This is a genomic window from Mycobacterium sp. P2_H7 (assembly GCF_056403275.1).
Window position 1 is genome coordinate 118,340 of record NZ_JBFUFU010000010.1, and the last position, 25,284, is coordinate 143,623.

Annotated in this window: 27 protein-coding genes, 1 tRNA gene and 1 pseudogene; 12 read left to right on the plus strand and 17 right to left on the minus strand. The window is 66.3% G+C overall.

Annotation, left to right across the window (positions count from 1 at the left end; genetic code table 11):
* Positions 1-14 precede the first annotated feature (14 nt).
* Positions 15-1,193, minus strand: coding sequence for an XdhC family protein (locus AC1DY7_RS15815; protein WP_477494652.1), 1,179 nt, complete (start codon positions 1,191-1,193; stop codon positions 15-17).
* Between the two features lie 49 nt (positions 1,194-1,242).
* Between AC1DY7_RS15815 and AC1DY7_RS15820 the strand changes: the two genes are divergently transcribed.
* The 3 genes from AC1DY7_RS15820 (at position 1,243) to AC1DY7_RS15830 (ending at position 2,806) form a co-directional block, all read left to right on the plus strand.
* Entirely contained in the window at positions 1,243-2,094 is an 852-nt protein-coding gene (locus AC1DY7_RS15820) for a DKNYY domain-containing protein (protein ID WP_477494653.1), read from the plus strand.
* Positions 2,095-2,199: 105 nt separating this feature from the next.
* The gene (locus AC1DY7_RS15825; RefSeq protein ID WP_477494654.1) at positions 2,200-2,451 is read left to right on the plus strand and encodes a hypothetical protein; all 252 of its coding nucleotides are present in this window, start codon (positions 2,200-2,202) and stop codon (positions 2,449-2,451) included.
* A gap of 70 nt (positions 2,452-2,521) precedes the next feature.
* Positions 2,522-2,806 carry a type VII secretion target gene (locus tag AC1DY7_RS15830; RefSeq protein WP_477494655.1) on the plus strand — a complete coding sequence of 95 codons (285 nt, stop codon included), beginning with the start codon at positions 2,522-2,524 and terminating at the stop codon, positions 2,804-2,806.
* Positions 2,807-2,868: 62 nt separating this feature from the next.
* Here AC1DY7_RS15830 and AC1DY7_RS15835 read toward each other — a convergent pair whose 3' ends face one another.
* The 4 genes from AC1DY7_RS15835 to AC1DY7_RS15850 all read right to left on the minus strand — a co-directional run bounded on the left by AC1DY7_RS15835 (position 2,869) and on the right by AC1DY7_RS15850 (position 6,296).
* The gene (locus tag AC1DY7_RS15835) at positions 2,869-4,410 is read right to left on the minus strand and encodes a hypothetical protein (RefSeq protein ID WP_477494656.1); all 1,542 of its coding nucleotides are present in this window, start codon (positions 4,408-4,410) and stop codon (positions 2,869-2,871) included.
* A 313-nt stretch (positions 4,411-4,723) separates the two neighbouring features.
* Positions 4,724-5,128, minus strand: a complete 405-nt coding sequence (locus tag AC1DY7_RS15840) for an HNH endonuclease family protein (RefSeq protein ID WP_477494657.1) — start codon at positions 5,126-5,128, stop codon at positions 4,724-4,726.
* 43 nt (positions 5,129-5,171) lie between these two features.
* Positions 5,172-5,246 (minus strand) — tRNA-Thr (locus AC1DY7_RS15845).
* Positions 5,247-5,264: 18 nt separating this feature from the next.
* Positions 5,265-6,296: a hypothetical protein gene (locus tag AC1DY7_RS15850; RefSeq protein ID WP_477494658.1), complete on the minus strand. Its 1,032-nt coding sequence runs from the start codon at positions 6,294-6,296 to the stop codon at positions 5,265-5,267.
* 126 nt (positions 6,297-6,422) lie between these two features.
* On the opposite strand from AC1DY7_RS15850, the gene AC1DY7_RS15855 reads away from it, so the two are divergent.
* Both AC1DY7_RS15855 and AC1DY7_RS15860 read left to right on the plus strand, forming a co-directional pair.
* On the plus strand, positions 6,423-7,142 hold the full coding sequence (locus AC1DY7_RS15855; RefSeq protein WP_477494659.1) for a response regulator transcription factor: 720 nt from the start codon (positions 6,423-6,425) through the stop codon (positions 7,140-7,142).
* A 45-nt stretch (positions 7,143-7,187) separates the two neighbouring features.
* Positions 7,188-8,645: a sensor histidine kinase gene (locus AC1DY7_RS15860; protein WP_477494660.1), complete on the plus strand. Its 1,458-nt coding sequence runs from the start codon at positions 7,188-7,190 to the stop codon at positions 8,643-8,645.
* On the opposite strand, the gene AC1DY7_RS15865 is transcribed toward AC1DY7_RS15860, so the two are convergent.
* Positions 8,633-9,037 carry an HIT family protein gene (locus AC1DY7_RS15865; protein WP_477494661.1) on the minus strand — a complete coding sequence of 135 codons (405 nt, stop codon included), beginning with the start codon at positions 9,035-9,037 and terminating at the stop codon, positions 8,633-8,635. The two genes, AC1DY7_RS15860 and AC1DY7_RS15865, sit on opposite strands and share 13 nt — an antisense overlap.
* Before the next feature lie 81 nt (positions 9,038-9,118).
* On the opposite strand from AC1DY7_RS15865, the gene AC1DY7_RS15870 reads away from it, so the two are divergent.
* Entirely contained in the window at positions 9,119-10,342 is a 1,224-nt protein-coding gene (locus tag AC1DY7_RS15870) for a bifunctional glycosyltransferase family 2/GtrA family protein (protein ID WP_477494662.1), read from the plus strand.
* 4 nt (positions 10,343-10,346) lie between these two features.
* Here AC1DY7_RS15870 and AC1DY7_RS15875 read toward each other — a convergent pair whose 3' ends face one another.
* Both AC1DY7_RS15875 and AC1DY7_RS15880 read right to left on the minus strand, forming a co-directional pair.
* Positions 10,347-11,204, minus strand: coding sequence for an LLM class flavin-dependent oxidoreductase (locus AC1DY7_RS15875; RefSeq protein ID WP_477494663.1), 858 nt, complete (start codon positions 11,202-11,204; stop codon positions 10,347-10,349).
* The gene (locus tag AC1DY7_RS15880) at positions 11,201-11,950 is read right to left on the minus strand and encodes an SDR family oxidoreductase (protein WP_477494664.1); all 750 of its coding nucleotides are present in this window, start codon (positions 11,948-11,950) and stop codon (positions 11,201-11,203) included. Before AC1DY7_RS15880 ends, AC1DY7_RS15875 begins: the two co-directional genes overlap by 4 nt.
* A 100-nt stretch (positions 11,951-12,050) precedes the next feature.
* Between AC1DY7_RS15880 and AC1DY7_RS15885 the strand changes: the two genes are divergently transcribed.
* Positions 12,051-13,031 carry an Lrp/AsnC family transcriptional regulator gene (locus AC1DY7_RS15885; protein WP_477494665.1) on the plus strand — a complete coding sequence of 327 codons (981 nt, stop codon included), beginning with the start codon at positions 12,051-12,053 and terminating at the stop codon, positions 13,029-13,031.
* Here AC1DY7_RS15885 and AC1DY7_RS15890 read toward each other — a convergent pair.
* From AC1DY7_RS15890 to AC1DY7_RS15930, 9 genes and pseudogenes are all read right to left on the minus strand, one after another.
* A complete protein-coding gene (locus AC1DY7_RS15890) occupies positions 13,028-13,873 on the minus strand; it encodes an SDR family NAD(P)-dependent oxidoreductase (RefSeq protein WP_477495048.1) in 846 nt (281 codons plus the stop codon). The two genes, AC1DY7_RS15885 and AC1DY7_RS15890, sit on opposite strands and share 4 nt — an antisense overlap.
* Before the next feature lie 4 nt (positions 13,874-13,877).
* Entirely contained in the window at positions 13,878-14,294 is a 417-nt protein-coding gene (locus tag AC1DY7_RS15895) for a nuclear transport factor 2 family protein (RefSeq protein WP_477494666.1), read from the minus strand.
* A 48-nt stretch (positions 14,295-14,342) separates the two neighbouring features.
* A pseudogene (locus AC1DY7_RS15900) lies at positions 14,343-15,401 on the minus strand (NDMA-dependent alcohol dehydrogenase); the annotation flags it as partial.
* Positions 15,402-15,492: 91 nt separating this feature from the next.
* Positions 15,493-16,032: a nuclear transport factor 2-like protein gene (locus AC1DY7_RS15905; RefSeq protein ID WP_477494667.1), complete on the minus strand. Its 540-nt coding sequence runs from the start codon at positions 16,030-16,032 to the stop codon at positions 15,493-15,495.
* Between the two features lie 12 nt (positions 16,033-16,044).
* A complete protein-coding gene (locus AC1DY7_RS15910) occupies positions 16,045-16,251 on the minus strand; it encodes a ferredoxin (protein ID WP_266046782.1) in 207 nt (68 codons plus the stop codon).
* A gap of 7 nt (positions 16,252-16,258) precedes the next feature.
* Positions 16,259-17,617: a cytochrome P450 gene (locus AC1DY7_RS15915; protein WP_477494668.1), complete on the minus strand. Its 1,359-nt coding sequence runs from the start codon at positions 17,615-17,617 to the stop codon at positions 16,259-16,261.
* The gene (locus tag AC1DY7_RS15920) at positions 17,617-18,444 is read right to left on the minus strand and encodes an SDR family oxidoreductase (RefSeq protein ID WP_477494669.1); all 828 of its coding nucleotides are present in this window, start codon (positions 18,442-18,444) and stop codon (positions 17,617-17,619) included. Before AC1DY7_RS15920 ends, AC1DY7_RS15915 begins: the two co-directional genes overlap by 1 nt.
* Positions 18,445-18,467: 23 nt before the next feature.
* The gene (locus tag AC1DY7_RS15925; RefSeq protein ID WP_477494670.1) at positions 18,468-19,670 is read right to left on the minus strand and encodes a cytochrome P450; all 1,203 of its coding nucleotides are present in this window, start codon (positions 19,668-19,670) and stop codon (positions 18,468-18,470) included.
* A gap of 22 nt (positions 19,671-19,692) precedes the next feature.
* The gene (locus tag AC1DY7_RS15930) at positions 19,693-20,292 is read right to left on the minus strand and encodes a TetR family transcriptional regulator (protein ID WP_477494671.1); all 600 of its coding nucleotides are present in this window, start codon (positions 20,290-20,292) and stop codon (positions 19,693-19,695) included.
* Positions 20,293-20,492: 200 nt separating this feature from the next.
* Between AC1DY7_RS15930 and AC1DY7_RS15935 the strand changes: the two genes are divergently transcribed.
* From AC1DY7_RS15935 to AC1DY7_RS15955, 5 genes are read left to right on the plus strand one after another with little or no spacing between them, the layout of a single operon-like run.
* Positions 20,493-21,962, plus strand: coding sequence for an aldehyde dehydrogenase (locus AC1DY7_RS15935; RefSeq protein WP_477494672.1), 1,470 nt, complete (start codon positions 20,493-20,495; stop codon positions 21,960-21,962).
* 13 nt (positions 21,963-21,975) lie between these two features.
* Positions 21,976-22,737, plus strand: coding sequence for an SDR family oxidoreductase (locus AC1DY7_RS15940; RefSeq protein WP_477494673.1), 762 nt, complete (start codon positions 21,976-21,978; stop codon positions 22,735-22,737).
* A complete protein-coding gene (locus AC1DY7_RS15945) occupies positions 22,734-23,585 on the plus strand; it encodes an NAD(P)-dependent oxidoreductase (RefSeq protein WP_477494674.1) in 852 nt (283 codons plus the stop codon). Before AC1DY7_RS15940 ends, AC1DY7_RS15945 begins: the two co-directional genes overlap by 4 nt.
* Positions 23,586-23,590: 5 nt before the next feature.
* Positions 23,591-24,034, plus strand: a complete 444-nt coding sequence (locus AC1DY7_RS15950; RefSeq protein WP_477494675.1) for a carboxymuconolactone decarboxylase family protein — start codon at positions 23,591-23,593, stop codon at positions 24,032-24,034.
* Positions 24,024-25,250, plus strand: coding sequence for a hypothetical protein (locus tag AC1DY7_RS15955; protein WP_477494676.1), 1,227 nt, complete (start codon positions 24,024-24,026; stop codon positions 25,248-25,250). Before AC1DY7_RS15950 ends, AC1DY7_RS15955 begins: the two co-directional genes overlap by 11 nt.
* Positions 25,251-25,284 lie beyond the last annotated feature (34 nt).

Here is a 25,284-nt window from a genome sequence, read left to right on the forward strand (position 1 = left end):
AGAAGAGAGTGGCGTTACCGCACGTCAGCGTCGTCGATCGAGGGTGTGTCGGCCAGGGCGTGGTGGATTCGCCCGTCGACCGCAGTCAACGGGCGGCCACCACCGCCCCAACGCCGGGCGATGATCTCCGCGACGATGGACACCGCCGTCTCCTCGGGTGTCCGGGCGCCGAGGTCCAGGCCGATGGGGCTGGACAGCCGCGCCAGATCTGCCTCCGTGAGTCCGGCGTCGGCCAGCCGGTCCAGTCGATCCAGATGGGTGCGCCGCGATCCCATGGCGCCGACGTAGCCGACCACGGGCAGGCGCAGGGCCACCTCGAGGGCGGGCACGTCGAACTTGGGATCGTGGGTGAGCACGCAGATCGCGGTCCGGCGGTCGATGGCGCCGGCTTCTTGTTGGCCCCGCAGATATCGGTCGGGCCAGTCGACGACCACCTCGGCGGCGGAGGGAAAGCGGGCAGGCGTGGCGAACACCGGACGGGCGTCGCACACCGTGACGCGGTAACCGAGGAATGTCGCCTGCTGGGCCAGCGCGGCCGCGAAGTCGATGGCGCCGATGATCAGCATGCGCGGCCGCGGTGCGTAACTCGCGACGAACACCTCCATGCCCGTATCAGTCTCGCCGGAGGTTTCGTCGACGCGCTCCCCGTCCGGGCCGTAGGACAACACCGCCGTACTGCCGGCCACCAACAGACCGCGGGCGTCGTCGGCGACGGCGGCGTCGGCGCGGCCGGATCCCAGGGTCCCGGTGGCGCGCTCGGGGTCGACGATCAGCCGGCGGCCCAGCCAGCTGGGGTCGGGATGGGCAATCACCGTGGCGACCGCGATCGGCCGGTGTGCATCGATGGCCTCGGCCACCTCGGCCAGCTGGGGAAAAGTCTTCTGCGACACCGGTTCCACGAATACATCGAGGATGCCGCCACAGGTCAGGCCGACGGCGAAGGCGTCGTCGTCGCTGATCCCGTAGCGCTGCAGGTCGGGTGTGCCGGTGGCGACCACCTCGGTGGCCAGCTCGTACACGGCGCCCTCGACGCAGCCGCCGGACACCGATCCCGCCACGGCGCCGTCGGGAGCGACGACCAGGGCTGCCCCGGCGGGGCGCGGTGCGGACCGGATGGTGCGCACCACGGTGGCCAGCCCGGCGGTGCCGCCGGCCCGCCAGGTGGCCATCAGGTCGTCGAGAACCTCGCGCACGGTGTGGAGTCTAGGTGTGTGCCGGCGGGCAAGCGGTCATGATGGGTTGATGCGCAGAGTGCTCGCGGCGGTGTTGCTGGTGCTGGCGGGGTGCGGCCATCAGCCGAACTCGCTGTTCGACGCCGCCGGCTATCACGTGCGCGACGGTGCCGTCTATTACCTGAATGCCTTCCCCGGAAGCGCCTTTCAGATCGAGGGCGCCGATGTGGACTCGTTCGAGGTGCTCGATGCGGCGTATGCGCGCGACCGCCATACGGTGTACCTGGACGGCCGCCGCCTGCCAGACGCCGACCCCATCACATTCGCCGTGCTGGCCCGGCCCGGCTACGCAAAGGACGCCAGGCACATCTTCGTCCGCGATCGCATCCTCAGCACCGATCCGGCGCATTTCCAACTGCTGGGCGGCGAATTGGCCAAGGACAGCGGCGCGGTGTACTGGTCCGATGGCACTGTCCTGTCGCATGATCCGCAGCATTTCGTGATCGTCTCCGACACCGACCACTACCTGTTCGCCAAGGACGGTGCCAACGTCTACGTCAACGGGAACACGATCGCGGGCGCCGACCCACCGAGCTTGCGGGTGCTGGGCAGGGCCTATGCCACCGACCGCGACCGGGTGTACTACTTCAGCGACGCCATTGTCGAGGCAGACCGTGCGTCACTGCGCTTTCTGCAGGATGCCTACGCGGCCGACGACCGGCGGGCGTACTGGATGGGCAAGGAGATCCCCGGTGCGGATCCAGGGTCTTTTCGGGTGCTCAACGGCGCCTTGGAATGCACGGCCGATGCCGACCGGGCCTACTACCGGCAACAGGTCATCGCGGGAGCCGATCCGCGGACGTTCCCGGCGAACCGGCAGGCGATCGGATGTTCAGCGGCCGAGATTTCCTTCACAAATTAGTGATGCTAAGTTAACGATTGGAATTTTCGCCCGGCTTCGGGTGTCGTTCCTAGGGAGTCGGGGGACTCAAAGTAGTCGATTGTGTTGCATGTGTTGGAGGTTGTGATGATCGGATTGCGTGAACTTGCAGCGGGGGCGGCGATCGTAGGTGCGCTGGGTATGGGCGCGGTGGGTTTTGGCGCGGGGATGGCCAATGCGGCACCGTCCGCGCCGTTTGCGCAGGACCGCGGCTGGGGACACGGTCACGACGATGATTGGCGCTGGGACAACGGCCGCCACCGCGGCTGGGACAACGGGCCTGGTATCTACCTGCCGTGCGTGACCGGCCCGTTCGGGCACGTCAGCTTCTGCCCTTAGCCCTGAAGTGGTTGACCTGAGCTGACTTTGGTGCGGCGGGCCGCTGACGCGAGACCTTAGACTGGATCGCATGACTGCACCGTTGCGCGTCGATCCGTCGGCCCTTCAGGCCGCGGCGTCCGCCCAGTCGGGTGTGGCATCGGCGGTTGCCGCCCTGGATATCGGCGGCGCGATCGCCGGTGCCGCCGACGGGATGGCGACGCTGTCCTCGGGTGTGGCATGTCGGTCCGCCGCGGAGTCGTTCACTGCGGAAGTCCAGGCTGTCCACGATGGATTGTCCACGTACGCAAACAATTTGGCTGCCGCGGCCAACGCCTATCAGCAGGCCGACGAGCAGCTCGGCGGGACGCTGTAGCCACCGCAACGGGACCGGGCTCCCTTCACGCGGAAGGGAGCCCGGCCGTCGGTTGAGTTGTGCTACTCCGACGAGCCGCTCGAAGACGAGGCGCCCTCGGTCGAATGGCTCGCGGCTGCGTGCTTGGTGCCGCGCTTGTGGGTGCCGGCCTTGGCGGTATCGGCCTTTGTCGAGTCAGCCTTTGCGGTGTCGTCGCTCTTGGTCGTCTCAGCCTTGGCGGTGTCGGACTTCTTGGTGCCGTGCTTGCTGCCGCTCTTGGTGGAGTCGGCCTTGGTGGTGTCCGCCTTGGTGGAATCGGTCTTGGTGTCCGCCTGCGCGTCATCCTTGGCCGTGTCCGCCTGGGTGGTGTCGGTCTTCGCCGCCTCGGCCGGGGACGACTCCGCATGGGTGGCGTCCGCGGTGGTGCTCTCGGTGACCGGCGTGGTGTCGGCCGTTTCGACGGTGGCGGTCTGCTCGGTTGCCGCGGTGGTTTCTGTTGCAGCCGAAACCTTTTCGACGGTCTTCGAGGTGTCGGCATCGACCACGGTCAGGGTGACCGTGCTGGATGCCGGCACGACTGCGGCCGAAGCGACATCCGCGGCGGTGGCTGCGGTCGCCGTTGTGTCCGCCGCGGCAGTGGCCGTGGCAGCGACCGCCGTGGTGGGTGCCACGTTCTTGATCGCGGCGGCGATCTTCTGCGCGATGGTGATGAAGAACTGCGAGATCGGACCGCCGCCGGCGCAGCGGCCGGTGCAGTTCGGATCCTTGGGCGACAGCAGACCCGCCCATGGGTTGGTGGTGCCGCTGGCGTCGTAGTCGAAACCGTTGAGGAACGCATCCGCGACGAACCCGGGGGTGTTCACCAGCGCGGTGACCGCCGCGACGATATTGCCCGAGCTCAGCGAGGACACCACGGTGCCCAGCGCGCGTGAGACCGCGAACGCCGCGCCGCTGACGGGGGCGTACAGGCCCTGGAAGGCGCCGAACACCAGCGTGCCGGTGGTGAAGAACGCGGCGGACGCATCGGTCAGGTTCTGTGCCATCTGGGTGAAGATGCTCGGGTTCGTGGCGGTACCCAGGAACCAATTGTTCAGCCACGGCAGCACGGTGTTCTGCACACCGAACAGCGCCAACTTGTTGAAGTTCTCGTAGGCGGCACCGAAATTACCGGTCTTCAGCGCTGATTCGACGTTGGCCACCAGGGTCTTTCCCGGAGGGGATTCACGCGTGCCGGCGGTCCACCACGTCTGGAAAGCGGTGGAGGCGGAACTGAAGTCGAAGATGCGCTTCAGGTAGCCGACCTGGTTCTGCACCAGCGCGGTGAGGATCGGGAACGGCGCGGCGGAGTACTGCTTGATCAGGGTTTGCACGTTGTACGCGGTATTGCTGAGCAGGTCGCCGTACACCGCAGCGGTCGAGTCGGTGACCGCTGCTGCCAGTTGCACGGCGTGCTGCTCGGCCTTGTGCAGCTCGAGGCTGGCGCCGTTCTGGGCTACCGGGCTGATGGCGATGACGCCGGCGCTGAGCGCGGCGACGCTGCCGATCAGGATCTTGTTCTTGCGCGCGACCCAGGGTGAGTCGGGGTTGAGGCCTGCTGCGGCAGACGGGTGGAGCGCGAGTTGCACGGGGGTTCTCCTCTATTGACATGTGTCACCTGTAGGTGGCGAGCTCAGAATTTAGCTGAGATTTAGCTAAGAAACCATAGGTTTGCCTTACCTCACTTTGCGAGCGGAAAGCTATGGGCCGTCTGTGTTTGCGGGACCGCAAGGGCGAGCAGATAACCTGCTCAAGCGTGGTCTTTAGGCAACCTAGGCTGGTCGGGGTCGGTGACGAGCCAAAACGTTGCGGCTGAGGCAAAACTGAGAAAACGAGGTAAGGCAAGCCTATTTTGACACAGCTGTCAGAAACATTGCTGGGTATCCTGCCGCCGCGGGTCGGCTAGTACGACTTGCCGTCGGCGTAGCGCTGCCGGCGGAAGCTGCGGCCGTTACCGCGGTTGCGGCTCTTGTAGGTCGGCAACTGCGAGTCGCAGTTGGGGCAGATGAGTCTCAAGTTCTCACGCCGGTTGTTGTCCGGGTTGCCGTCGATGTGGTCGAGGACGAGAACCAAGTGCTGCCCATGCCAGGTGGTGGAGCCGCCGCAGATGGCGCAGCTATTTGATTGCTCGGCGGCGACGTACTCGCGGATGTAGTGACCTCGCAGGGATCCGGCCCTCCCCTGGCCAGACTCCAACCAGAGATTCGTCCGTGCCGCACGTCGAGACGAAATCTGACATGGATTGCTGCAGTAGAGTTTTTGGCTGCGTCGCGTGAGTTCAACACCGCAGCCGAGACAGACTCGCATGGCTCGAAATTACGGGCAGGCACCGACAAAATTGAATGCAGCGTGGAGCCCCCGGTCAGGATTGAACTGACGACCTTTCGCTTACAAGGCGAGTGCTCTACCACTGAGCTACGGAGGCAGTGGAACGTCGAACAGCTTAGCGGTCTTCGTCGATGATCCGTTCGGAGACCACGGCCCGAGGCCCGGTGCTGCTGCGGCGGTTGCGTTGGCGCGGCAGCGGGATGCGCCCGGCGATATTGCTCAGCGGGTTGACCACCTGGCTCAAGGTGATGACGGCCTCGTGCAGGGCGTCGATCGTCGGCGCCAGCGCTTCCAGTCCGGGGGTGAGCCGGTTCAGGGTGTCTGCGACATCGGCCAGCTTGAGCAGCGGTCCGTCCGGGTCGGTCAGGGTGTCGAGCAGTCCGCCTTCGGCCAGCAGCCGGTCGGCCACCCCTTCCTCGCGCAGCACCCGCTCGATCAGTCCGTCGTCGGCAAGCAGCTGATCGGCCAGGCCACCGGGTGCGATGAGGCGCGAGAGTGCGCCGCTGTCGGTGGTGAGCCGGTCGATCAGGCCGCCCTCGGCCGTCACCTGCTCGACCAAGCCGCCCGGGGCGAGCGCCCGTCCCACCGGTCCGTTCTCGGACAGCAGCTGGTCGGCGACGCCGTCCGCGCGCAGCGCGCGCTCGACCACGCCTTCCTCGGCGAGCAGCCGGTCAGCCAGGCCGCCGGGCTCGATCACCCGGGACACCACGCCGCCGCTGGCGGTGAGGCGGTCCATCAGGCCGCCTTCGGCCGTGAGCTGATCGATGAGTCCGTCCTTGGCCAGCGCGCGTGCCACCGGGCCGTTCTCCGCCGTGAGCCGGTCCATCAAGCCACCTGGCGCGGTGAGTTGGTCGACCAAGCCGCCCTGGCGCAACAGCTGATTGACCGGGCCTTCGGGTGCCAGGGCGCGGCCCAGCGGCGCGTCGTCGTCCATTAGGCGGGCTAGGCGGTTGGCGCGCTCGACCGCGTCGTCGAGCCCGAGCATGCCGGCGAACGAGGTGGTGCCGTTCGGTGAGGACGGGTCATTCAGCGAACGCTGGACCGTCTTGAGGGTCCCGCCTGCAATGCTCAATCCCAGGTCGGCAACGGCCAGTCCGAGCCGGACCGGTGCCGTGGCAAACTGCACGACGGTGTTGCCGAGGTTCATGGCGCCAGTCTAGGGGGGTGCGCCGGGACGGTCGGCAGGTTTACGCTCACAACGGTCTCCCAGGTTCACAGGAAGCTCACAGTGGGTATGCAGGATCAGTCCAAACGGCGGGTGGACAGTAGGCGTATGGCTATGGCGGCAGTTCCTGAAAGCATTCCCGAAGCACGGATCCTCGTGGTGGACGACGAGGTGAACATCGTCGAGCTGCTCTCGGTGAGCCTGAAGTTCCAGGGCTTCGAAGTGCACACCGCGTCCAACGGGCCGGCCGCCCTGGACAAGGCCCGCGAGGTCAAGCCCGACGCGGTGATCCTCGACGTGATGATGCCGGGCATGGACGGGTTCGGCGTGCTGCGCCGGCTCCGTGCCGACGGTATCGACGCCCCGGCCCTGTTCCTCACGGCCCGTGACACCTTGCAGGACAAGATCGCCGGGCTCACCCTCGGTGGCGACGACTACGTCACCAAGCCTTTCAGTCTGGAAGAGGTGGTGGCCCGGCTCCGGGTCATCCTGCGCCGCACCGGCCGCGGTATCGAAGAACCCCGCAATGCCCGGCTGACCTTCGCCGACATCGAACTCGACGAGGACACCCACGAGGTGTGGAAGGCCGGCGAACCGGTCTCGCTGTCGCCCACCGAGTTCACGCTGCTGCGCTACTTCATCATCAACGCCGGCACGGTGCTGTCCAAGCCCAAGATCCTCGACCACGTCTGGCGCTACGACTTCGGCGGTGACGTCAACGTCGTCGAGTCCTACGTGTCCTACCTCCGCCGCAAGATCGACACCGGCGAGCGGCGGCTGCTGCACACCCTGCGCGGGGTCGGCTACGTGCTGCGCGAGCCGCGTTGACCCAAATGAGCGGACGGTCGGGCCATCCCGGCCAACAATGAGGACATGACCGAAAAACGTAGGCGCGGCGTCCCGCTGCGGGTGGGTCTCGTCGCCGCCACCCTGGTGCTGGTGACGTTCGGCCTACTCGCCTCCGGTGTCGCGGTCACCTCGATCATGTCCCACACCGAGGTCGACCGGATCGACCAGACGCTGCTGGATGCCTCCCGCAGCTGGGCGCAGGCACCCCGTCGGACGTCGACGCAGACGCCGGAAGACCCCAACCCGGCCCGGCCACCGTCGAACTTCTACGTCCGCGGCATCGGCCCCGACGGCCACATCTGGATGGCGGTCAACGACCGCGACGCCGAACCCGACCTGCCCGACGACAACAACGTCGGCCCGGAGCCGGTGACCGTCGGCTCCGTCGACGGCTCCCGTGTGGAGTGGCGAGCCATGACGGTGCGCGGCCCGCACGGCGAGCTGACGACTGTCGCCATCGACCTGTCCGAGGTGCAGTCCACGGTCCGCTCACTGATCTACGCCCAGGTGGGCATCGGCGTGGCCGTGCTGCTGGTGCTCGGCTTCGCGGGTTTCGCGGTGGTGCACCGCAGCCTGCGCCCGTTGGTGGAAGTGGAACAGACCGCCGCAGCCATCGCCGCAGGTGAGCTGGAACGCCGTGTCCCGCAACGTGATCCGCGCACCGAAGTCGGCAGGTTGTCGCTGGCCCTGAACGGGATGCTAGCGCAGATCCAGCGGGCGGTGGCCTCCTCGGATGCCTCCGCCGAACAGGCCCGCACCTCCGAGGAACGCATGCGGCGCTTCATCACCGACGCCAGTCACGAACTGCGCACGCCGCTGACCACCATCCGCGGCTACGCCGAGCTGTACCGTCAGGGCGCCGCGCGCGATGTGGACATGCTCATGGGCCGCATCGAGAGCGAGGCCCGCCGGATGGGTCTGCTGGTCGAGGATCTGCTGCTGCTGGCCCGACTGGACGTGCAACGGCCACTGGAGCAGCATCGCGTCGATCTGCTGGCGCTGGCCAGTGACGCCGTGCACGACGCGCAATCGGTGGCACCCGCGCGGCACATCCGGATGGAGGTGTTCGACGGCCCCGGCACACCGGAGGTGCTCGGCGACGAGGCCCGCCTGCGCCAGGTGCTGAGCAACCTGGTGGCCAATGCGTTGCAGCACACCCCGGAATCCGCGGGCATCACGGTGCGGGTCGGCACCGACGAGGCGCACGCCGTGGTCGAGGTGTGCGACGAAGGGCCGGGGATGAGCAGCGAGGACGCCCAACGCGTGTTCGAGCGGTTCTACCGCGCCGACTCGTCACGCACCCGCGCCAGCGGCGGCACCGGCCTTGGTCTGTCGATCGTCGACTCGCTGGTGTACGCGCACGGCGGCACGGTTTCGGTGCGTACCGCGCCCGGGCACGGCTGCCAATTCCGGGTCAACCTCCCGCGTATCGCGGACGCCGCCTCGGCGGCGCCGGCCCGAGATGCCGCTCAGGCCAGCTGAGCCAGCGCGGCCTTGATCCGGGTCTGGGCGTCGTCCAGGGACTCCGGTGACGGATTGCGGTCGACGGCCGCGAAACCGAAATCACTCAGATTGCGGGCCGGGAACACGTGCACGTGCAGATGCGGCACCTCAAGGCCCGCGATGATGACGCCGGCCCGCTCCACGTCGAAGGCCTTGGTGACCCCCTTGCCGATGAGCTGCGCCACCGACATCACCTTGCCGAACACGGCCGGATCAAGGTCCTGCCAGTTGTCCACCTCGGCCCGCGGCACCACCAGCGTGTGGCCCGGCGTCATCGGCTCGATGGTCAGGAAGGCCACCACCTCGTCGTCTTCGTAGACGAAACGGCCGGGCAGATCCCCGTTGATGATCATCGTGAACACGGTTGCCATGAGCACCGAGCATAGTCAGCGCGCAGCAAGCTCCCAGTGCCGCGGCAGTCCCGTGGCAGCTTGTTACACGAGTGTGAACTCATGACCGAGCTGGCTCGCGCCCAGGCGGACGGGCGCCCGTATCCGGCTGCGCTGGACGCCCCCGTCCTCGACATCGTCATCCCGGTTTACAACGAGGAACACGATCTGCCCGGCTGCGTGTCCCGGCTGCATCATTACCTCGCCGAGCAGGTGCCCTACGCGACGCGGATCACCGTGGCCGACAACGCAAGTACCGACTCGACCCTGGCGGTCGCGCACCGGCTCGCGACTGAACTGCCCGGTGTCGAGGTGCTCCACCTGGACCGCAAGGGCCGCGGCGGCGCGTTGTACACCGCGTGGATGGCGTCACCCGCAACCGTCGTCGCCTACATGGACGTCGACCTGTCGACGGACCTGGCCGCACTCATGCCTCTGGTGGCGCCGCTGATCTCCGGGCACTCCGATGTGGCGATCGGATCCCGGCTGGCGGCCTCGGCCCGGGTGATCCGCGGCCCGAAGCGTGAATTCATCTCGCGCTCATACAATTTCATCCTGCGCGGCGCGCTGGGTGCGCAGTTCTCCGATGCCCAGTGCGGCTTCAAGGCGGTGCGTGCCGACGTGGCCCGCCAGCTGCTGCCGCTGGTCGCCGACACCGGCTGGTTCTTCGACACCGAACTGCTGGTGATCGCCGAGCGCGCCGGGCTGCGCATCCACGAGGTGCCGGTGGACTGGATCGACGACCCGGACTCCCGCGTCGACATCGTCGCGACGGCGATCGAGGATCTCAAGGGCTGCTGGCGGGTGGGGCGTGCGCTGGCCACCGGTGCGCTGCCGTTGCGCGAACTGCAGACCGCTCTGGGGCGCGAGCCCTTGGTGCCCGGAGTGCCGCCCGGCATGGTCGGCCAACTGGCCCGGTTCTGCATCGTCGGCGTGATCAGCACCGTCATCTACGCCCTGCTGTTCATGCTGCTGCACGCCGCGATGGGTGCCCAGGCCGCCAACCTCACCGCATTGCTGCTCACCGCGATCGGCAACACGACCGCCAACCGCGCCTTCACTTTCGGCATCCGCGGGCGGACCGGCGCGGCCCGGCATCAGGCAAGTGGTCTGCTGGTGTTCCTGTTCGGGTTGGCGATCACGAGCGGTTCGCTGTTGGTGCTGCACCACTTCGGCCTCACGAAGGACAAGGCCGTGGAGCTGTCGGTGCTGGTGGTCGCGAACCTGGTGGCGACCCTGGTGCGTTTCGTCGCGCTGCGCCGGGTGTTCGGGGTGCACCGGCACTAGCCGATCACAGGATCAGATCGGCGAGTCGATCGAGCTGCTCGATCGACGCGCCCGTCGGATGGAAGAGCAGACGATCGAACCCGAGGTCGCGATAGCGGTCCACGGTGTCGCGGACGTCGTCCGGGGAGCTGATCATGTCGTCGACGTTCACCCGGGCGTACTCCGGATTGAATCCGTAATACCGTTCCAGGTGCGCCTTTCCGGCGGCGATGGTGTCGGTGGATCCGAGTCCGAAGTTCACCGATGCCTGTAGGTACGGGTGCCCTGCTCGTCCGGCGGCGGCCCAGTCGGTCCGGATGCGCTCAGCCAGCTCGGTCTGTACGGCCCAGTGCCGCACGGCTCCAGCGGCCCAGCCGTCGCCAACTGCCGTCACCCGGCGCAGCGTGGGTGCACCTCGACCGCCGAACAGCAACGGGATCTTCACGGTTGCAGGGGAAATGGAATCATCGCCGACAACAGGCTCACCGTCCCAAAGCTTGCGCATGCGCTCCACCTGGTCGTCCAGGACGCGCCCGCGGCGCTCGAAATCGGCACCGCTGCCGGCATAGTCGTCGCGGCGGTTGCCGACGCCGAGCCCGACCACCAGCCGCCCGCCGGACACCTGCGCCACACTCGCGAGTTGTTTGGCCAGTGGCACCACCGGATAGACCGGAGCGAGAAGAACATTGGTCACCAATGACACATGAGTGGTGGCTCCCGCGGCGGTGGCCAGCGCGATCAATGAATCGATGCCCGGGTAGAGCAGCCGGTCGATCGTGGTGACGGATTCGAACCCGCGTTCCTCGGCCCGGCAGGCCCATCGCGCCATGGCCGGGCCGGGAACTCCGGCAATGTGGTTGGGCAGGCCTATTCCCAATTTCACGGCAGATCCTCCGCCTCGATCGTGGCGTTGACCGTGGCCAGCGCGTCAGCGTACCGACCCTCTCGGTCGGCATACCGCAGCGCGCGGGCAGCCTCGACGACGACCTCGGTGGCATCCGGGGATGTGGTGAGTGCCGTCAGCACGTCCGCGACGAACACGTCGGCATCGGCACCTCGTGATTCGGACATCTCGGTGGCGACCAGGGGCGGGGCGATTTCGATGACGCGAACATCACTGTCTCGCAGCAGGATACGAAGAGCCTCCGTGTACGCGTGCAGGCCTGCTTTGGTGGCGCTGTATGTCGGTGCGGCGGCCAGTGGCACGAATGCCAAGGCCGAGGTGACGTTGATGATCGCGGCGCCGGGTACGGCGCGCAACCGCGGGATCAGCAATGACGTCAGGGCGATCGGACCGAGCAGATTGGTGGCGACGAGTGATACGGGGACCGCAATGTCGGGCGCGTCCAGATCCTCGAGGGCCATCGCTCCGGCGTTGTTGATCAGTACGTCGACATCGGGCCAGCGGTGGGCGAGCGTCTCGACGAACCGCCGGATGCACTCGATATCGGTCAGATCCAGCGGATGCCATTCGATTCCCGGATGTTCCTCGGCGACGGCACGCAGCGCGGCAGCCCTGCGGCCGGCGATCACCACGCGGTTGCCACGCCGGTGGAGGGCGACGGCCATAGCCCGCCCGATCCCGTGACCGCCGCCGGTGATCAGGACGGTGTTGTTGATCAATTCCATGACATCAGCATCGAGCGTACGGGCGATCTCGACCACGTTGGCGTCTCCAAATGACGTAAATACGACGATCGGCGGCGATTTATGTAGTGTTTTCATCACCATGGAGGCACCAGACGGTCATCTTCTGCACGCGCTGCAGATTGCGCCGCGGGCCCCGTTCCGACGGATCGCCGACGTCGTCGGTGCCAGCGAACATGCGGTCGCGCGGCGTTACCGCGCGCTGCGTCGGGACGGCGTACTGCGGGTGATCGGAGTGGTGAACCCGCGTATCCACGGAGAGTGCCAGTGGATCGTCCGGGTGCACGCCAAACCCGACAACCTGCCTCGCCTGGCCGAGGCGCTGGTCCGCTGGCCTGAGGTGACCCATGCGAACGTGCTCTCCGGCGGCACGGAACTGATCTGTGTCGTGCGTGCGCCCATCGGCGATACCGGCGACGGCTTGCTGCACCGGCTGCCCCGCACCTCGGCGGTCCTCGACGTGCGAGTGGACCTTGTGCTCAACGAATTCGGACCGGCGGCCGGGGCGCATTGGAATGGCCACGGGAATGCCCTGAACGCCAGGCAGATCGCCGCGTTACAGCCTGCAGCGGGATCCCGGAGGGAGCGTCCCGCCGCGCCGTCGGCCGACGACCAACTGTTGTTCGATGCGCTGGCCGACGACGGGCGCATGTCCGACAGCGCGCTGGCCACGCTCACCGGATGGTCACCCGCCCGGGTCAAGCGCCGGCTGGCCGCGCTGCAAGATGCCGACACTCTCACCTTCGACGTCGACGTGCTGCCCGAACGACTGGGTTTCGCGCTCAACGCCACCATCTGGATCTCGATACCGCCGCGGCATCTTGAGGCAGCCGCCGAGCGGCTGGTCGGGCACGACGAGGTGGCTTCGGTCATCGCAGTCAGTGGCACCGCCAACCTGATGGTTGTGGTGATATGTCGCGACGTGGAGCACTTCTACCGCTACCTTTCGCAGCGATTGGCGACCGTCGACCACATCCAGGCCTATGACGTCAGCATCCGCAGCACCCGGCTCAAACAGGTCGGCTCGCTGATCTCGCATGGCCGGCTGATCCGGGCCGATTAGCCGCCGATCAGGGCGTGAACTTCTCCGACCGTGTAGGGCGGGACGTCCTTGTGGTCGCGGTACCCGATGAAACCCGTTTCGGGCCTGGCGAATTCGCCGACGAAGTTACCCGCGGCAATGAAGATCCGGCCGGTCACGTCCTTCGCGAGGTCGCTGACGAGATACCCGTAGGTGGGGGCCACGTACTCGGGTGGGGCGGCGTCCAGCGCGCCCTGCATGCTGACATCGTCGAGCAGGCCGCGCCGGTGCAGCTCCGCGATGTGCTGCTCGTACTCGGACCCTTCGGACAGCCGGGTGCGCGCGCCCGGGCACACGACATTCGCCCGCACGCCATGCTCTTTCAGCTCGGCGGCGATGGCCAGCGTCAGGCCGTTGACACCACCCTTGCCCGCCGGGTAACCGGTGCCGCCGTAGTCCCCGAGGAAGGCGAACGAGCTGGTGTTCACGATGGCGCCGGAGCCCTGCCGGACCATGTGCGGCGCGGCGGCCCGGCAGGTCTCGAAAGCGGTCAGCAGGTGTGCGTCGAGAAGCTCGCGGAACTGCGCCGAACTGACGGTGAGGATGGAGGAGCCGGGGGGCTCTGCAGTGCCGGCGCAGTTGATCAGGATGTCGATGCGGCCGTGGGCGCTCACGCAGGCGTCGATCAGGCCGTCCGCGACGTCGGGGTCGGCCGGCGAGCCGGGGAAACCGATACCCGAGACATGCTGTGCGGCTTGCTCGGTGGCTTCCGGGTCGCGCCCGTTGACGACGACGTCCGCACCCTGGGCCGACAGCAGCTCGGCGACGGCCAGCCCGATTCCCCGGGTGCCGCCGACGACGACTGCGGCGCGGCCGGCCAGCAGACCGCTAATCGGCCTTCGCCTCGGTGAACGTCATCGCGTCCATGTTCCAGTAGCCGCGCAGGTTGGTGATCAGCCCCGCGTCGTTGACGCGATACGTGAACACGCCCCGCACGCTGGCGACGAAGCCGTTGGGAAACTCGGTGCGCAACAACAGGATGTAGGCGATCTCGTTCGGCGAACTGGACGGGAACGTCGCCTCGGTGGTGACCGTCAGCGTGTTCGGCCCGATGTTGGTGTCGTAGAACGTGGCCAGGGCTTCCTTGCCGCGCACACCGGTGCCGTCGGGGTTGGTGACCGCTTCGCCGATCGGGTCCTCGACCAGGATGTCATCGGCCATCAGGGCCAGCCAGCCCTCACGGTCCCCGGATTGCACGGCGCGCCAGGAGGCCTGGGATGCGGTGACGACGGGTGACTCGGACATGCATCTCCTAACGGGCGATTTGTGGAGCGGCAGCCGTAATGATTACGGCATCTGCTCCAGCTTGTACTGCCGGGTGACCATGTCGTCGAGGTTGAGCCGGCCCGCCTTGTACATCGACAGCAGCTGCGGGATGTCGTGATGCGGGTTGCCGCCACCGAAGATGGTGCCCTGCAGGCGCTTCTGCAGCAAGGTCAGCATCGCCAGGTTGAGCTTCACGTCGTTCTCGGCCATGTTCGCGACTGCCGTCGCCACCACGGTGCCGCCCTTGGCCGTGATGTTCATGTAGTGGTCGATGTCCTCACCCTTGAGCTCACCGACGGTGACGATGGTCTTGTGCGCCATCCTGCCCTGGGTGACCTCGGCGACCCCGGCCATCGCACTGAAGATGTCGGGGTAGGCGTGCGTCGCGCCGAACTTGAGCGCGTTGTCACGCTTGAACTCAACGGGATCCACTGCGAAGACGTTGCGGGCGCCGGCGTTCAGCGCACCCTGCAAGGCGCCGGTGCCGACACCACCGACGCCGACGATCACGACGTCGTCACCGGGGCGCACCTCGGCGCTGCGGACAGCCGAGCCGTAGCCGGTGGTGACACCGCAACCGACCAGGCAGGCCACCTCGAAGGGGATGCTCGGGTCGATCTTCACGACCGAGCTCTTGTGCACGACCATGTACGGGCTGAAGGTGCCCAGCAAGGTCATCGGGATGACGGGTTGACCGTTCTTGACGGAGTGGACGCGGTAGGTGCCGTCGGATACCGCGGTGCCGCCGAGCAGGCCCGCGCCCAGGTCGCACAGGTTGCGCAGACCTTCCTGACAGGCCGGACATTCACCGCAGGACGGGATGAACGACAGCACCACGTGGTCACCAACTGCGATGTGCTCGACGCCGGGCCCGACTTCGGTGACGATGCCGGCGCCCTCATGGCCGCCGAGTACCGGGAAACCGGCCATCGGGATGTCACCGGTCACCAGGTGGTGGTCCGAATGGCACATGCCCGAGGCTTCCATCTGGATCTTGACCTCGTCCTTGACGGGGTCACCGATCTCGATCTCCTCGATCGACCAGGGCTGGTTGAATTCCCAGATCAGAGCGCCTTTGGTCTTCATATCTCCTGCTTTCGACTAGAGCCTCTAGCTCAAGACTAGAGGCTCTAGTTAGCCACATCACACTGCCCCCAAGCAACCGCTTGGTGGTGATTTACCAAATGGGTAGGGGAGCCTCGCCGAGGGGGTAGTAACCGGGCAGTTTTTCGCCCGCCAGGGACCGCTCGATGCGCTTCTGCATGGTCGGGGTGAGATCACCGGAGGTGATCAGGTCCATGAAGGCCTTCTGCACGTGGCCGAAGTCGAAGAAGTCGCGCTGCCACTCGATCTGCAGCGCATCGTTCAGCCGGAACCAGCTGCCGCCGATGCCGTAGATCTCGGAGGTGCTGCCGTCGGACTTCTTGGCGATCTGCTTCCAGAAGCCGACGATCTCGTTCTGCTTCTCGTCGATGAGCACCTTCTGGTACTCGTAGACCCAGTTCTCCAGGCCCTCCATCTCCAGCCCGAGCGCGACATCGCGGATCTCGTCCCGGCCCACACACATCACGTCTTCCTTGGGGCCGATGTTCCAGCCGTAGGTCGCGTCCTCGGTGTAGAAATCAGCCAGCGGCTTCCAGTCGCCGGCCGCCTCAGCGTCCTGGTTGGCCTTCAGCCAACGCTCGGACCAGTCTTCGAGTTCTTGTCGTGACGCCATTGTCTCTGTCTCCTAGTCTTTTTCGATCAGGGATAGTGCTCGGGTGGGACACATGTCGATAGCCCGTTCGACATCCTCGCGGAGTTCGTCGGGCGGTTCCGCGTCGACGATTTCGACGACGCCGCGCTTGGGCACCTTGAAGACGTCGGGCGCCTCCAGCTCGCACATGGCGTGGCCTTGGCACAGGTCCTCGTCGAGTTCAATGCGGTAGCAACCCATCGGGGGCCTACTTGACGCGCTTGCGGTAGCGGACCTTGGCCGGCTGCGCCAACTGCACGACCATCTTGGAGTGGTCGTTCTGGTAGCTCTCCGACGGCTGCGTCATCTCGAACTCGTACTCGCGCAACAGCACCGAGAAGATCGCCTTGATCTGCATCTGCGCGAACGCCGCACCCACGCAGCGGTGCTTGCCCGCACCGAACGGGATCCAGGTCCAGCGGTTGATCAGATCTTCCTGGCGTGGCTTCTCATAGCGGTCGGGATCGAACGCGTCCGGGTCGGGGAAGTCCTCGGGTATCCGGTTGGAGATCGCGGGCGAGGCGGCCACCATCTGTCCCTTGTGGATCGGGTGTCCGACGACCTCGAACTCGTCCTGGGCCACCCGCATCAGGATGATCAGCGGCGGATGCAGGCGCAGCGTCTCCTTCAGGGCATTGTCCAGATTCGGGATCTGGCGCAGCGCATGGAAACTCACCTCCTGGCCATCGGAATAGAGCTCGTCGAGCTCGGACTGCACCTTGGCGTAGAAGTCGGGATTGCGCAGCAGTTCGATCAGCGTCCACGACGACGTGCCGGAGCTGGTGTGGTGCCCGGCGAACATCAGCGAGATGAACATGCCGGTGACCTCATTGGCTGAGAAGCGCAGATTGCCCTCCTCGTCCTTGATCGAGACCAGGACGTCGAGCAGGTCGCGGTCCTCTTTGCCCTTAGGCGGGTTGGCGATCCGGCCGTCCATGATCTCCTGGACGAGCGCGACGAGTTTGACGCGCGACTCGTCGCGGATGCGGAAGCTCTCGATGTCCAGGTACGGGTCGACGTAGCACAGCGGATCGGTACCGCGCTCCAGCTGGTGGTAGTACTCGGCGAAGCGGCGGTCGAGCTGCTCGCGGAACTTCAGTCCGATGAGGCACGCCGTCGAGGTGTAGATGGTCAGCTCGGAGAAGAAGTCGAGAAGTTCGATCTCGCCTTCGTCGCCCCAGCCGGCGATGATCTTCTTGACCTCGTTCTCGATGGTGGCCGCGTGGCCCTTCATCTGCTCGCCGCGCAGGGCGGTGTTGTGCAGCATCTCGGCCCGGCGTTCAGGGTCGGCGTCGAACACCACACCCTCGCCGAAGATCGGCGTCATGAACGGATACGCCTCGGCCTGGTTGAGTTCGCTGTCATTGGAGCGGAAGAAGAACTCGTTGGCTTCCGAGCCGGACAGCAGCACCACTTGCTTGTCGGCCAGCTGGAACCAGCCGGCGTCACCGCATTCGTCGCGGATCCGCTGCATCAACCCGATCGGGTCGGTGCGGAACTCCTCGAGGTGGCCGTGCTCTTCGCCTTCCCCACCGGAGACGCGCTGTACCTCTTTGAGATTGCTCATCATTGTCCGGGCATCCCTTCCTCGCCCAGGGCGAGCTTCTGGCGGTCTTTCACATCGGCCAGCGGGGCCTCGGGCTGCAGTTCCATGGTCGCGACGTAGCTGCCGCGCGGAGTCTCCGCCACGAACGTGATGGCGCGTGCGAGGTCGGAGGCCCGCATGAAGTAGTCATGGCGCGCCTGACCCCACTTGGCCCAGTCCTCGAGCGCGGGGCCGATCAACTCGGCGGGCAGGCTCCAGCCCATCGAGGTCTTGGTGGGGCCGGGATGCACGATCGAGGCGCGCACGCCGGTGCCTTCCAGCTCCATCTGGTAGTTCGTCACCATCGACACCAGGGCGGCCTTCGCCGCGCCGTACGCGCCCATGTGCGGCCGCGGCCGAAGCGACACATCGGATCCCACGAAGATCAGGTCACCGCGTTGCCGTTCGAGCATGCCCGGCAGGACTGCGGCGGCCACCCGGTAGGCACCGACCAGATGGATCTGGACCTGGGAATCGAACTCGTCGGTGCTGATCGCGTCGAGCTTGCCGAAATAGGTGTCGCCGGCACCGGCGACCAGGACCTCGATCTCGCCGAGTTCGGCGGTGGTCTGCTCGACGGCGGCCTTCACGGAATCGGGATCGGTGACGTCCAGGTGGACCGCAATGGCCTCGCCACCGTCGGCGCGGATCTTCTCGACGATTTCCTGGAGCTTCTCCACCCGGCGCGCGCCGAGTGCGACGGGAAATCCGTTGGCGGCGAGCTTGATCGCGGTGGCTTCGCCGATTCCGGACGAGGCGCCGGCGACCAGTGCGGGGCGCCGGTCGGGGAGGGGAGCAAAACGAGGCATGCTTGAGAAACCTTTCAGGCCTTTCAGCGTTGCTGGACGGTTATCGGAAGATGAGCGAATCCGCGGACGCTACTGGAGTGGACGCGGACAGCGTTGGCCTCGTCCACCTCGTATCCGCGGATTCGCTTGAACAACTCGGTCAGTGCCACCCGGGCCTCCATGCGTGCCAGATGCGCGCCGAGGCAGAAGTGGGCGCCACTGCCGAAACTCGTGAGCTTCGGACCGATCTCGCGGTCGATCCGGTACTCGTCGGGATCCTCGAAGACCCGCTCGTCGCGATTGGCCGAGCCGATCAACAGCACCAGCACGTCACCCGCGGGCACGGTGGTGTCGTAGTACGTCTGGTCCTCGGTGACCAGTCGCGCCAGGATCTGGCTGGAGGCGTCATAGCGCAGCGTCTCCTCGACCCAGGGCACCACCAGGTCGTGGTTGTCGAACACCGGAGCGAGTTGGCCGGGATTCTTGTAGCCCCAATATGCGGCGTTGGCAAGCAGTTTGGTGGTGGTCTCGTTGCCCGCGACCACCATCAGGAACAGGAACGCCATGATTTCGTCGTCGGTGAGTCGGTCGCCATCGATCTCGGCTTCCACCAGCGCGGAGGTCAGGTCGTCGGTCAGGTTCTTCCTGCGCTGCTTGACCATGTCGGCGTAGTACACCAGCAGCTCGCCGGATGCGGCGATGGCCGAATCGGGTACATCGGCCACCCCGTCCTCACGGTGCATGACGGCGTCGGCGAGCGCCCGGATGCGCACCCGGTCTTCGTCCGGCACACCCATGAGCTCGGAGATGACATCCATCGGCAGCTTGCCCGCGAAGTCGTCGACGTAGTCGAAACTGTTGCCCTGCAGGGCGATATCCAGATGCTGGTGGGCGATCTCGGTGACCCGGCCCTCCAGTTCGCGGATGCGACGCGGCGTGAAGCCCTTGGACACCAGGGTGCGTAGCCGCAGATGACCCGGATCATCGAGGGCCAGGAACGACATCACGCGGTGGGCTTCGTCGTTGCGTGAGATCGGGTCCAGCGAGACACCGTGCTTGTTGGACAGCGTGACGCTGTTACGGAAACCCGCCACCACGTCCTTGTGCCGGGACAGCGCCCAGAAGTTCAGCTCGTCGTTGCGGTACAGCGGGGCCTCGTCGCGCAGTCGCTTGTAGTACGGGTACGGATCTTCGTGGAAGTCGTAGTCGTACGGATCGAACGTCGGCTCGACGGTATGAAGGCTCATCGGTGCTCTCCGAGGCTCATGTCTAATTGTCCTCTCCGAGGAGCAGGCCGACCGAGTAGGTCAATCGATCGGCGATCTGGTGATAGGTGAACGCGCCGCTGCCGGCGTTGACCAGCGCCCCGAAAAAAGTCATCTCCAGGGCTGAGATGATGCGGGGATCGGTATCGGGGCCGACTGCCGAACGGATGCGCTTGTGGATCTCGGCGCCGATGCGGTCGCGGACCGCGCGGACCGCCGGGTCGCTCCCACCGCCGAGCAGGGCGGTGGTGCAGGCGGCGGCGACCTCGGGTTCGTCGGCGACCACCAGTGTCAGGGCACGGACGGCTTTGTCGACGCGACTGGTCATCGAGTCGTTGACGTCGGTGAAGTACGGCACCTGCTTCACCAGGTCCAGGTAGACCTCGGCAATCAGATGGTTCTTCGACGAGAAGTAGGTGTAGGCGGTGGCCGGGGCGACCTTGGCGCGGGCGGCAACCGCGCGCACGGTCAGGTCCGAGTACGACGTCTCACGCAGCATTTCCATGCCCGCGGTCAGGACCTTGCGGAAGGTCTCTTCCTGACGGCGGTTGCGCGGCGTCTCCCCGGCCTCACTTGTGACGGCTGCCACGGCATCGCTGGACACATGTCCAAGTTATCCGACACTGGGCTTATGAAGCAAGTTGTTGGAGCAAAGATGCAGCAAATGAGCACTATTGGCGATGCCGGCACAATCCGGTCTTGCCACTGAGACTTGCCTGCGGCTATCGTTCGGATGAATGCCGCCGGACAGTTGTCCAGGAACGGATCCGACCGGGAAGACCCGAGGATGTAAGGGGAGTGTGGATGGCGCTGATCGCCGACCGTGAGAGCAGATTGCTCATCGACGGCAAGCTCGTCACCGGAGGTGACGGCACGTTCGAGACCGTCAATCCCGCGACCGAGGAAGTCCTCGGCGTGGCGGCCGATGCCGACGAAGCGGACATGTCAGCCGCGATCGGCGCGGCCCGGACGGCGTTCGACGACACCGACTGGTCGACCAACACCGAATTGCGGGTGCGTTGCCTGCGTCAGCTGCGCGAGGCCCTTCAGGCGAATATCGAGGACCTGCGGGAACTGACGATCTCCGAGGTGGGTGCGCCGCGGATGCTGACGTCGGGCGCCCAACTGGAAGGCCCGGTCGATGATCTGGCGTTCTCGGCCGACACCGCCGAGAACTACCAGTGGCGCAGCGACCTGGGATACGCGACACCGCAGGGCATTCCGACCAACCGGACCGTCGCCCGTGAGGCCGTCGGTGTCGTCGGCGCGATCACGCCGTGGAACTTCCCGCATCAGATCAACCTGGCCAAGGTAGGCCCGGCGCTGGCTGCAGGCAACACCTTGATCCTCAAGCCCGCGCCCGACACCCCTTGGGCCGCAGCGGTGCTCGGTGAGATCATCGCCGAGCACACGGACTTCCCGGCAGGCGTCATCAATATCATCACCTCCGACGACCACGGCGTCGGCGCTTTGCTGTCCAAAGATCCGCGCGTGGACATGGTGTCGTTCACCGGCTCCACCAACACCGGCCGCGCCGTGATGACCGACTCCGCCGTGACCATCAAGAAGGTGTTCCTGGAACTCGGCGGTAAGTCCGCCTTCCTGGTGCTCGACGACGCGGACCTGGGCGGCGCCTGCGCGATGGCGGCGTTCACCGTCGCCATGCACGCCGGGCAGGGCTGCGCCATCACCACTCGCCTGGTCGTGCCACGGGCCAAGTACGACGAAGCGGTCCAAGCTGCGGCGGCCACCCTCGGTGGCATCAAGCCCGGGGATCCGAACAGCAAGCGCACCATCTGCGGTCCGGTGATCTCGGCCCGCCAGCGCGACCGCATCCAGGATTACCTGGACTCGGCGATCGCCGAGGGCGGCCGCTTCGCCTGCGGTGGCGGCCGGCCGGCCGACCAGGACACCGGCTACTTCATCGAGCCGACCGTCATTGCCGGACTGGACAACTCGGCCAAGGTGTCCCGCGAGGAGATCTTCGGCCCGGTGCTGACGGTCATCGCCCACGACGGCGACGACGACGCGGTGCGCATCGCCAACGATTCGCCTTACGGCCTGTCGGGCACCGTGTTCTCCGGCGACGACGCCCGCGCCCAGGCGGTGGCCTCGCGGCTGCGGGTCGGCACCGTCAACGTCAACGGCGGCATCTGGTACTCGGCTGATGCACCGTTCGGCGGCTACAAGCAGTCCGGTGTCGGCCGCGAGATGGGCGTGGCCGGCTTCGAGGAATATCTGGAGACCAAACTCATTGCCACCCTGGCCAATTAAGGAGATATCAACGATGGGGCAGTACGCGGAATTCAAGGACAAGGTCGGCATCGTCACCGGTGCCGGCGGCGGTATCGGCCAGGCCTACGCCGAAGCGCTGGCCCGTGAGGGCGCGGCCGTCGTCGTGGCCGATATCAATCTCGAAGGCGCGCAGAAGGTTGCCGACGGCATCAAGGGTGAGGGCGGCAACGCACTGGCCGTGCGGGTGGACGTCTCCGACCCGGAGTCGGCCAAAGAGATGGCCGCCACGACGCTGTCCGAGTTCGGTGCCATCGACTACCTGGTGAACAATGCCGCGATCTTCGGCGGCATGAAGCTGGACTTCCTGGTCACGGTCGACCCGGAGTACTACAAGAAGTTCATGAGCGTGAACCTCGACGGCGCACTGTGGTGCACCCGCGCGGTCTACAAGAAGATGGCCAAGCGCGGAGGCGGCGCGATCGTCAACCAATCCTCCACGGCCGCTTGGATGTACGCCAACTTCTACGGTCTGGCCAAGGTCGGCGTCAACGGTCTGACCCAGCAGCTGTCCCGTGAGCTGGGCGGGCAGAACATCCGGATCAACGCGATCGCACCGGGCCCCATCGACACCGAGGCCAACCGCACCACCACCCCGCAGGAGATGGTCGCCGACATCGTCAAGGGCATCCCGCTGTCGCGGATGGGGCAGCCCGAGGACCTTGTCGGAATGTGTCTGTTCCTGCTGTCGGATCAGGCCAAGTGGATCACCGGGCAGATCTTCAACGTCGACGGCGGACAGATCATCCGCTCATGAGTTCTGATCTGAAGCTCGGTTACATCGGCCTGGGTAACCAGGGCGCGCCGATGGCCAAGCGCCTGGCCGACTGGCCGGGCGGGTTGATCGTGTACGACGTGCGCACCGAGGCCATGACGCCGCTCGTCGAGTTGGGTGCGACCGTGGCGGACAGCGTCGCCGACGTCGCGAAAGTTGATGTCATCAGCGTGACCGTGCTCAACGACGCACAGGTGCGCGACGTCGTCGGCCAGTTGGGTGAACATGCCGCGCCGGGCACCGTCATCGCGATCCACTCGACGATCGAGCCGGACACGGCGGCCGAACTCGCCGACGCGCTGGCGCCCAAGGGCATTCACGTGGTCGACGCGCCCGTCAGCGGCGGGGCGGGTGCCGCCGACAAGGGCGAGCTGGCCGTCATGGTCGGCGCCGGCGACGAGGCCTATGAGTTGGTCAAGCCGGTATTCAAGAAGTGGGCGTCCATGGTGGTGCGCGCCGGTGAGCCCGGCGCGGGCACCCGGATGAAGCTGGCCCGCAACATGCTGACCTTCATCGGGTTCGCGGCCGCGTGTGAGGCGCAGAAGTTGGCCGAGGCCTCCGGAATCGACCTGCAGAAGCTGGGCCGGGTGGTGCGTCACAGCGACGCGCAGAGCGGCGGGCCGGGCGCCATCATGGTGCGCGACGACACCGCACAGCTGGCTCCCGATCACTGGATCTACGACATGTTCGTCCACACCCGCGGTCTGGCCGAGAAGGACCTGGCGCTGGCCCTCGGCTTGGGTGAGGTTGTGGGAGTGGATCTTCCGTTGGCGCGGGTGGCACTGGATCGCCTGGCCGACGGCCTCGGAGTACCGCACACTAAGGAGTAGTCAGTATGGACGAGTTGCGCGCCAAAGGCCTGGCGAAGATGAATGAGGTCTACGGCTGGGAGATGCCCAACATCGAGGGCGACCCGTACTTCGACCTCACTGTGGACCATCTGTTCGGCACCATCTGGTCCAGGCCCGGGTTGTCCATGCGTGAGAAGCGGCTGATGACCATGACGTGCGTTACCGCCGTCGGCTCTCAGGACCTCGCGGAGATCCAGGTCAACGCGGCATTGTTCAACGGCGAGTTCACCGAGGACGAGCTCAAGGACATCGGGATCTTCCTCACCCAGTACCTGGGCTTCCCGCTCGGCTCCGCGTTCAACGGAACCGTCTCCAAGGTGGTGGCCAAGCGCCGCAAGGCTGCGGAGAAGGGGCAGGGCGAAGACAAGAAGGCGAACGTCAACGCCGCTGTCCGGATGAACACAGGGAAGTCGCTCGATGATGAGTAGGTATGCCGCGCTGTCGCGCGACGAATTGGCCACGCTGGTCCCCGAGCTGCTGCTCATCGGTCAGCTGATCGACCGGTCCGGGATGGCCTGGTGCATCAGCAGTTTCGGCCGTGAAGAGATGCTGCAGATCGCCATCGAGGAGTGGGCGGCATCCAGCCCGCTCTACACCCGGCGCATGCAGAAGGCGCTCAAGTACGAGGGTGTCGACATCTTCACCCTGTTCAAGGGTCTCCAGCTCGATATCGGTGCGCCACCGCAGTTCATGGACTTCCGCTACGTCGTGCACGACCGCTGGCACGGCGAGTTCTACCTGGACCACTGCGGCGCGCTGCTCGACGTCGAGCCGATGGGCGAGGACTACGTCAAAGGCATGTGCCACGACATCGAGGATCCCACCTTCGATGCCACCGCACTGGCCACCAACCGCAAGGCACAGGTCCGGCCCATCCACCGGCCGCCCAGGGCCTCGACCGATCAGCACCCGCATTGCCGGTGGACCGTCATCATCGACGAATCCTATCCGGAGGTGCCGTTCATTCCGGCGATGGATCTCGTCGGCGCCACCCATGCGCACGCGTGTGAGCTGGATCCGATCGATCCGGACGATGAAGGCATGTCGGACTATTCGGGTGATCTGCTCGCCGATGTGGACTTCGGGGCGTTCTCCCACTCGGCCCTGGTCCGGATCGCCGATGAGGTGTGCATCCAGATGCACCTGCTGGTCAAGTCGTTCACCATCGCCGTCGAGAAGCGGGCCAAGGACGATGCGGCCCTGGCCCGCTCGATCCGCACCAAGCAGCTGATCGGCATCGCGGGGGTGGCGTCCGAGCGGATCCACAAGGCTTTGAAACTGCCTGCTGACGCGGCGGGTGCGCTGCGGGTGCTGGAGCTGCATCCGTTGCTCAACCCGGCCGCCTACGTGTCCGCCGACGTCGACCCGGACTTCGTCCATGTGCGGAAATCACCTGCGTACGAGGATGGTTCGTGGATCTCCTTGGTCTCGCCGGTGGTGGACGCCCCGCTGCAGGCCATCGTGGCCGCCGTCGACCCGCACCTGCGGGCCGAGGTGTCGGGCACCGAGTCGGACTGGACGGTCCGGGTGGTCACGACCGACACCCCGGCCAAGAAACTGCCCGAGGTCGAGGTCTGCGAATTCAGCGGCGGTGCGTCCTGGGTGTTCGAGGAGCGAAAGTCCCTGCCCCTGACCGTCGTCTAGTTTTCCCGCGATGTGTGGAGCCGCACCCGTAATC

What these genes read in the sequence shown, in the direction of transcription:
- AC1DY7_RS15935 (WP_477494672.1), top strand. Translation starts at nt 20,493, where the DNA reads ATGGCGCTGATCGCCGACCGTGAGAGCAGATTGCTCATCGACGGCAAG.
- AC1DY7_RS15855 (WP_477494659.1), top strand. Translation starts at nt 6,423, where the DNA reads ATGGCTATGGCGGCAGTTCCTGAAAGCATTCCCGAAGCACGGATCCTC.
- AC1DY7_RS15925 (WP_477494670.1), bottom strand. Translation starts at nt 19,670, where the DNA reads ATGAGCCTTCATACCGTCGAGCCGACGTTCGATCCGTACGACTACGAC.
- AC1DY7_RS15945 (WP_477494674.1), top strand. Translation starts at nt 22,734, where the DNA reads ATGAGTTCTGATCTGAAGCTCGGTTACATCGGCCTGGGTAACCAGGGC.
- AC1DY7_RS15850 (WP_477494658.1), bottom strand. Translation starts at nt 6,296, where the DNA reads ATGAACCTCGGCAACACCGTCGTGCAGTTTGCCACGGCACCGGTCCGG.
- AC1DY7_RS15895 (WP_477494666.1), bottom strand. Translation starts at nt 14,294, where the DNA reads ATGTCCGAGTCACCCGTCGTCACCGCATCCCAGGCCTCCTGGCGCGCC.
- AC1DY7_RS15830 (WP_477494655.1), top strand. Translation starts at nt 2,522, where the DNA reads ATGACTGCACCGTTGCGCGTCGATCCGTCGGCCCTTCAGGCCGCGGCG.
- AC1DY7_RS15950 (WP_477494675.1), top strand. Translation starts at nt 23,591, where the DNA reads ATGGACGAGTTGCGCGCCAAAGGCCTGGCGAAGATGAATGAGGTCTAC.
- AC1DY7_RS15955 (WP_477494676.1), top strand. Translation starts at nt 24,024, where the DNA reads ATGATGAGTAGGTATGCCGCGCTGTCGCGCGACGAATTGGCCACGCTG.
- AC1DY7_RS15825 (WP_477494654.1), top strand. Translation starts at nt 2,200, where the DNA reads ATGATCGGATTGCGTGAACTTGCAGCGGGGGCGGCGATCGTAGGTGCG.
- AC1DY7_RS15860 (WP_477494660.1), top strand. Translation starts at nt 7,188, where the DNA reads ATGACCGAAAAACGTAGGCGCGGCGTCCCGCTGCGGGTGGGTCTCGTC.
- AC1DY7_RS15920 (WP_477494669.1), bottom strand. Translation starts at nt 18,444, where the DNA reads ATGCCTCGTTTTGCTCCCCTCCCCGACCGGCGCCCCGCACTGGTCGCC.
- AC1DY7_RS15865 (WP_477494661.1), bottom strand. Translation starts at nt 9,037, where the DNA reads ATGGCAACCGTGTTCACGATGATCATCAACGGGGATCTGCCCGGCCGT.
- AC1DY7_RS15880 (WP_477494664.1), bottom strand. Translation starts at nt 11,950, where the DNA reads ATGGAATTGATCAACAACACCGTCCTGATCACCGGCGGCGGTCACGGG.
- AC1DY7_RS15910 (WP_266046782.1), bottom strand. Translation starts at nt 16,251, where the DNA reads ATGGGTTGCTACCGCATTGAACTCGACGAGGACCTGTGCCAAGGCCAC.
- AC1DY7_RS15905 (WP_477494667.1), bottom strand. Translation starts at nt 16,032, where the DNA reads ATGGCGTCACGACAAGAACTCGAAGACTGGTCCGAGCGTTGGCTGAAG.
- AC1DY7_RS15840 (WP_477494657.1), bottom strand. Translation starts at nt 5,128, where the DNA reads ATGCGAGTCTGTCTCGGCTGCGGTGTTGAACTCACGCGACGCAGCCAA.
- AC1DY7_RS15885 (WP_477494665.1), top strand. Translation starts at nt 12,051, where the DNA reads ATGGAGGCACCAGACGGTCATCTTCTGCACGCGCTGCAGATTGCGCCG.
- AC1DY7_RS15870 (WP_477494662.1), top strand. Translation starts at nt 9,119, where the DNA reads ATGACCGAGCTGGCTCGCGCCCAGGCGGACGGGCGCCCGTATCCGGCT.
- AC1DY7_RS15820 (WP_477494653.1), top strand. Translation starts at nt 1,243, where the DNA reads ATGCGCAGAGTGCTCGCGGCGGTGTTGCTGGTGCTGGCGGGGTGCGGC.
- AC1DY7_RS15940 (WP_477494673.1), top strand. Translation starts at nt 21,976, where the DNA reads ATGGGGCAGTACGCGGAATTCAAGGACAAGGTCGGCATCGTCACCGGT.
- AC1DY7_RS15915 (WP_477494668.1), bottom strand. Translation starts at nt 17,617, where the DNA reads ATGAGCAATCTCAAAGAGGTACAGCGCGTCTCCGGTGGGGAAGGCGAA.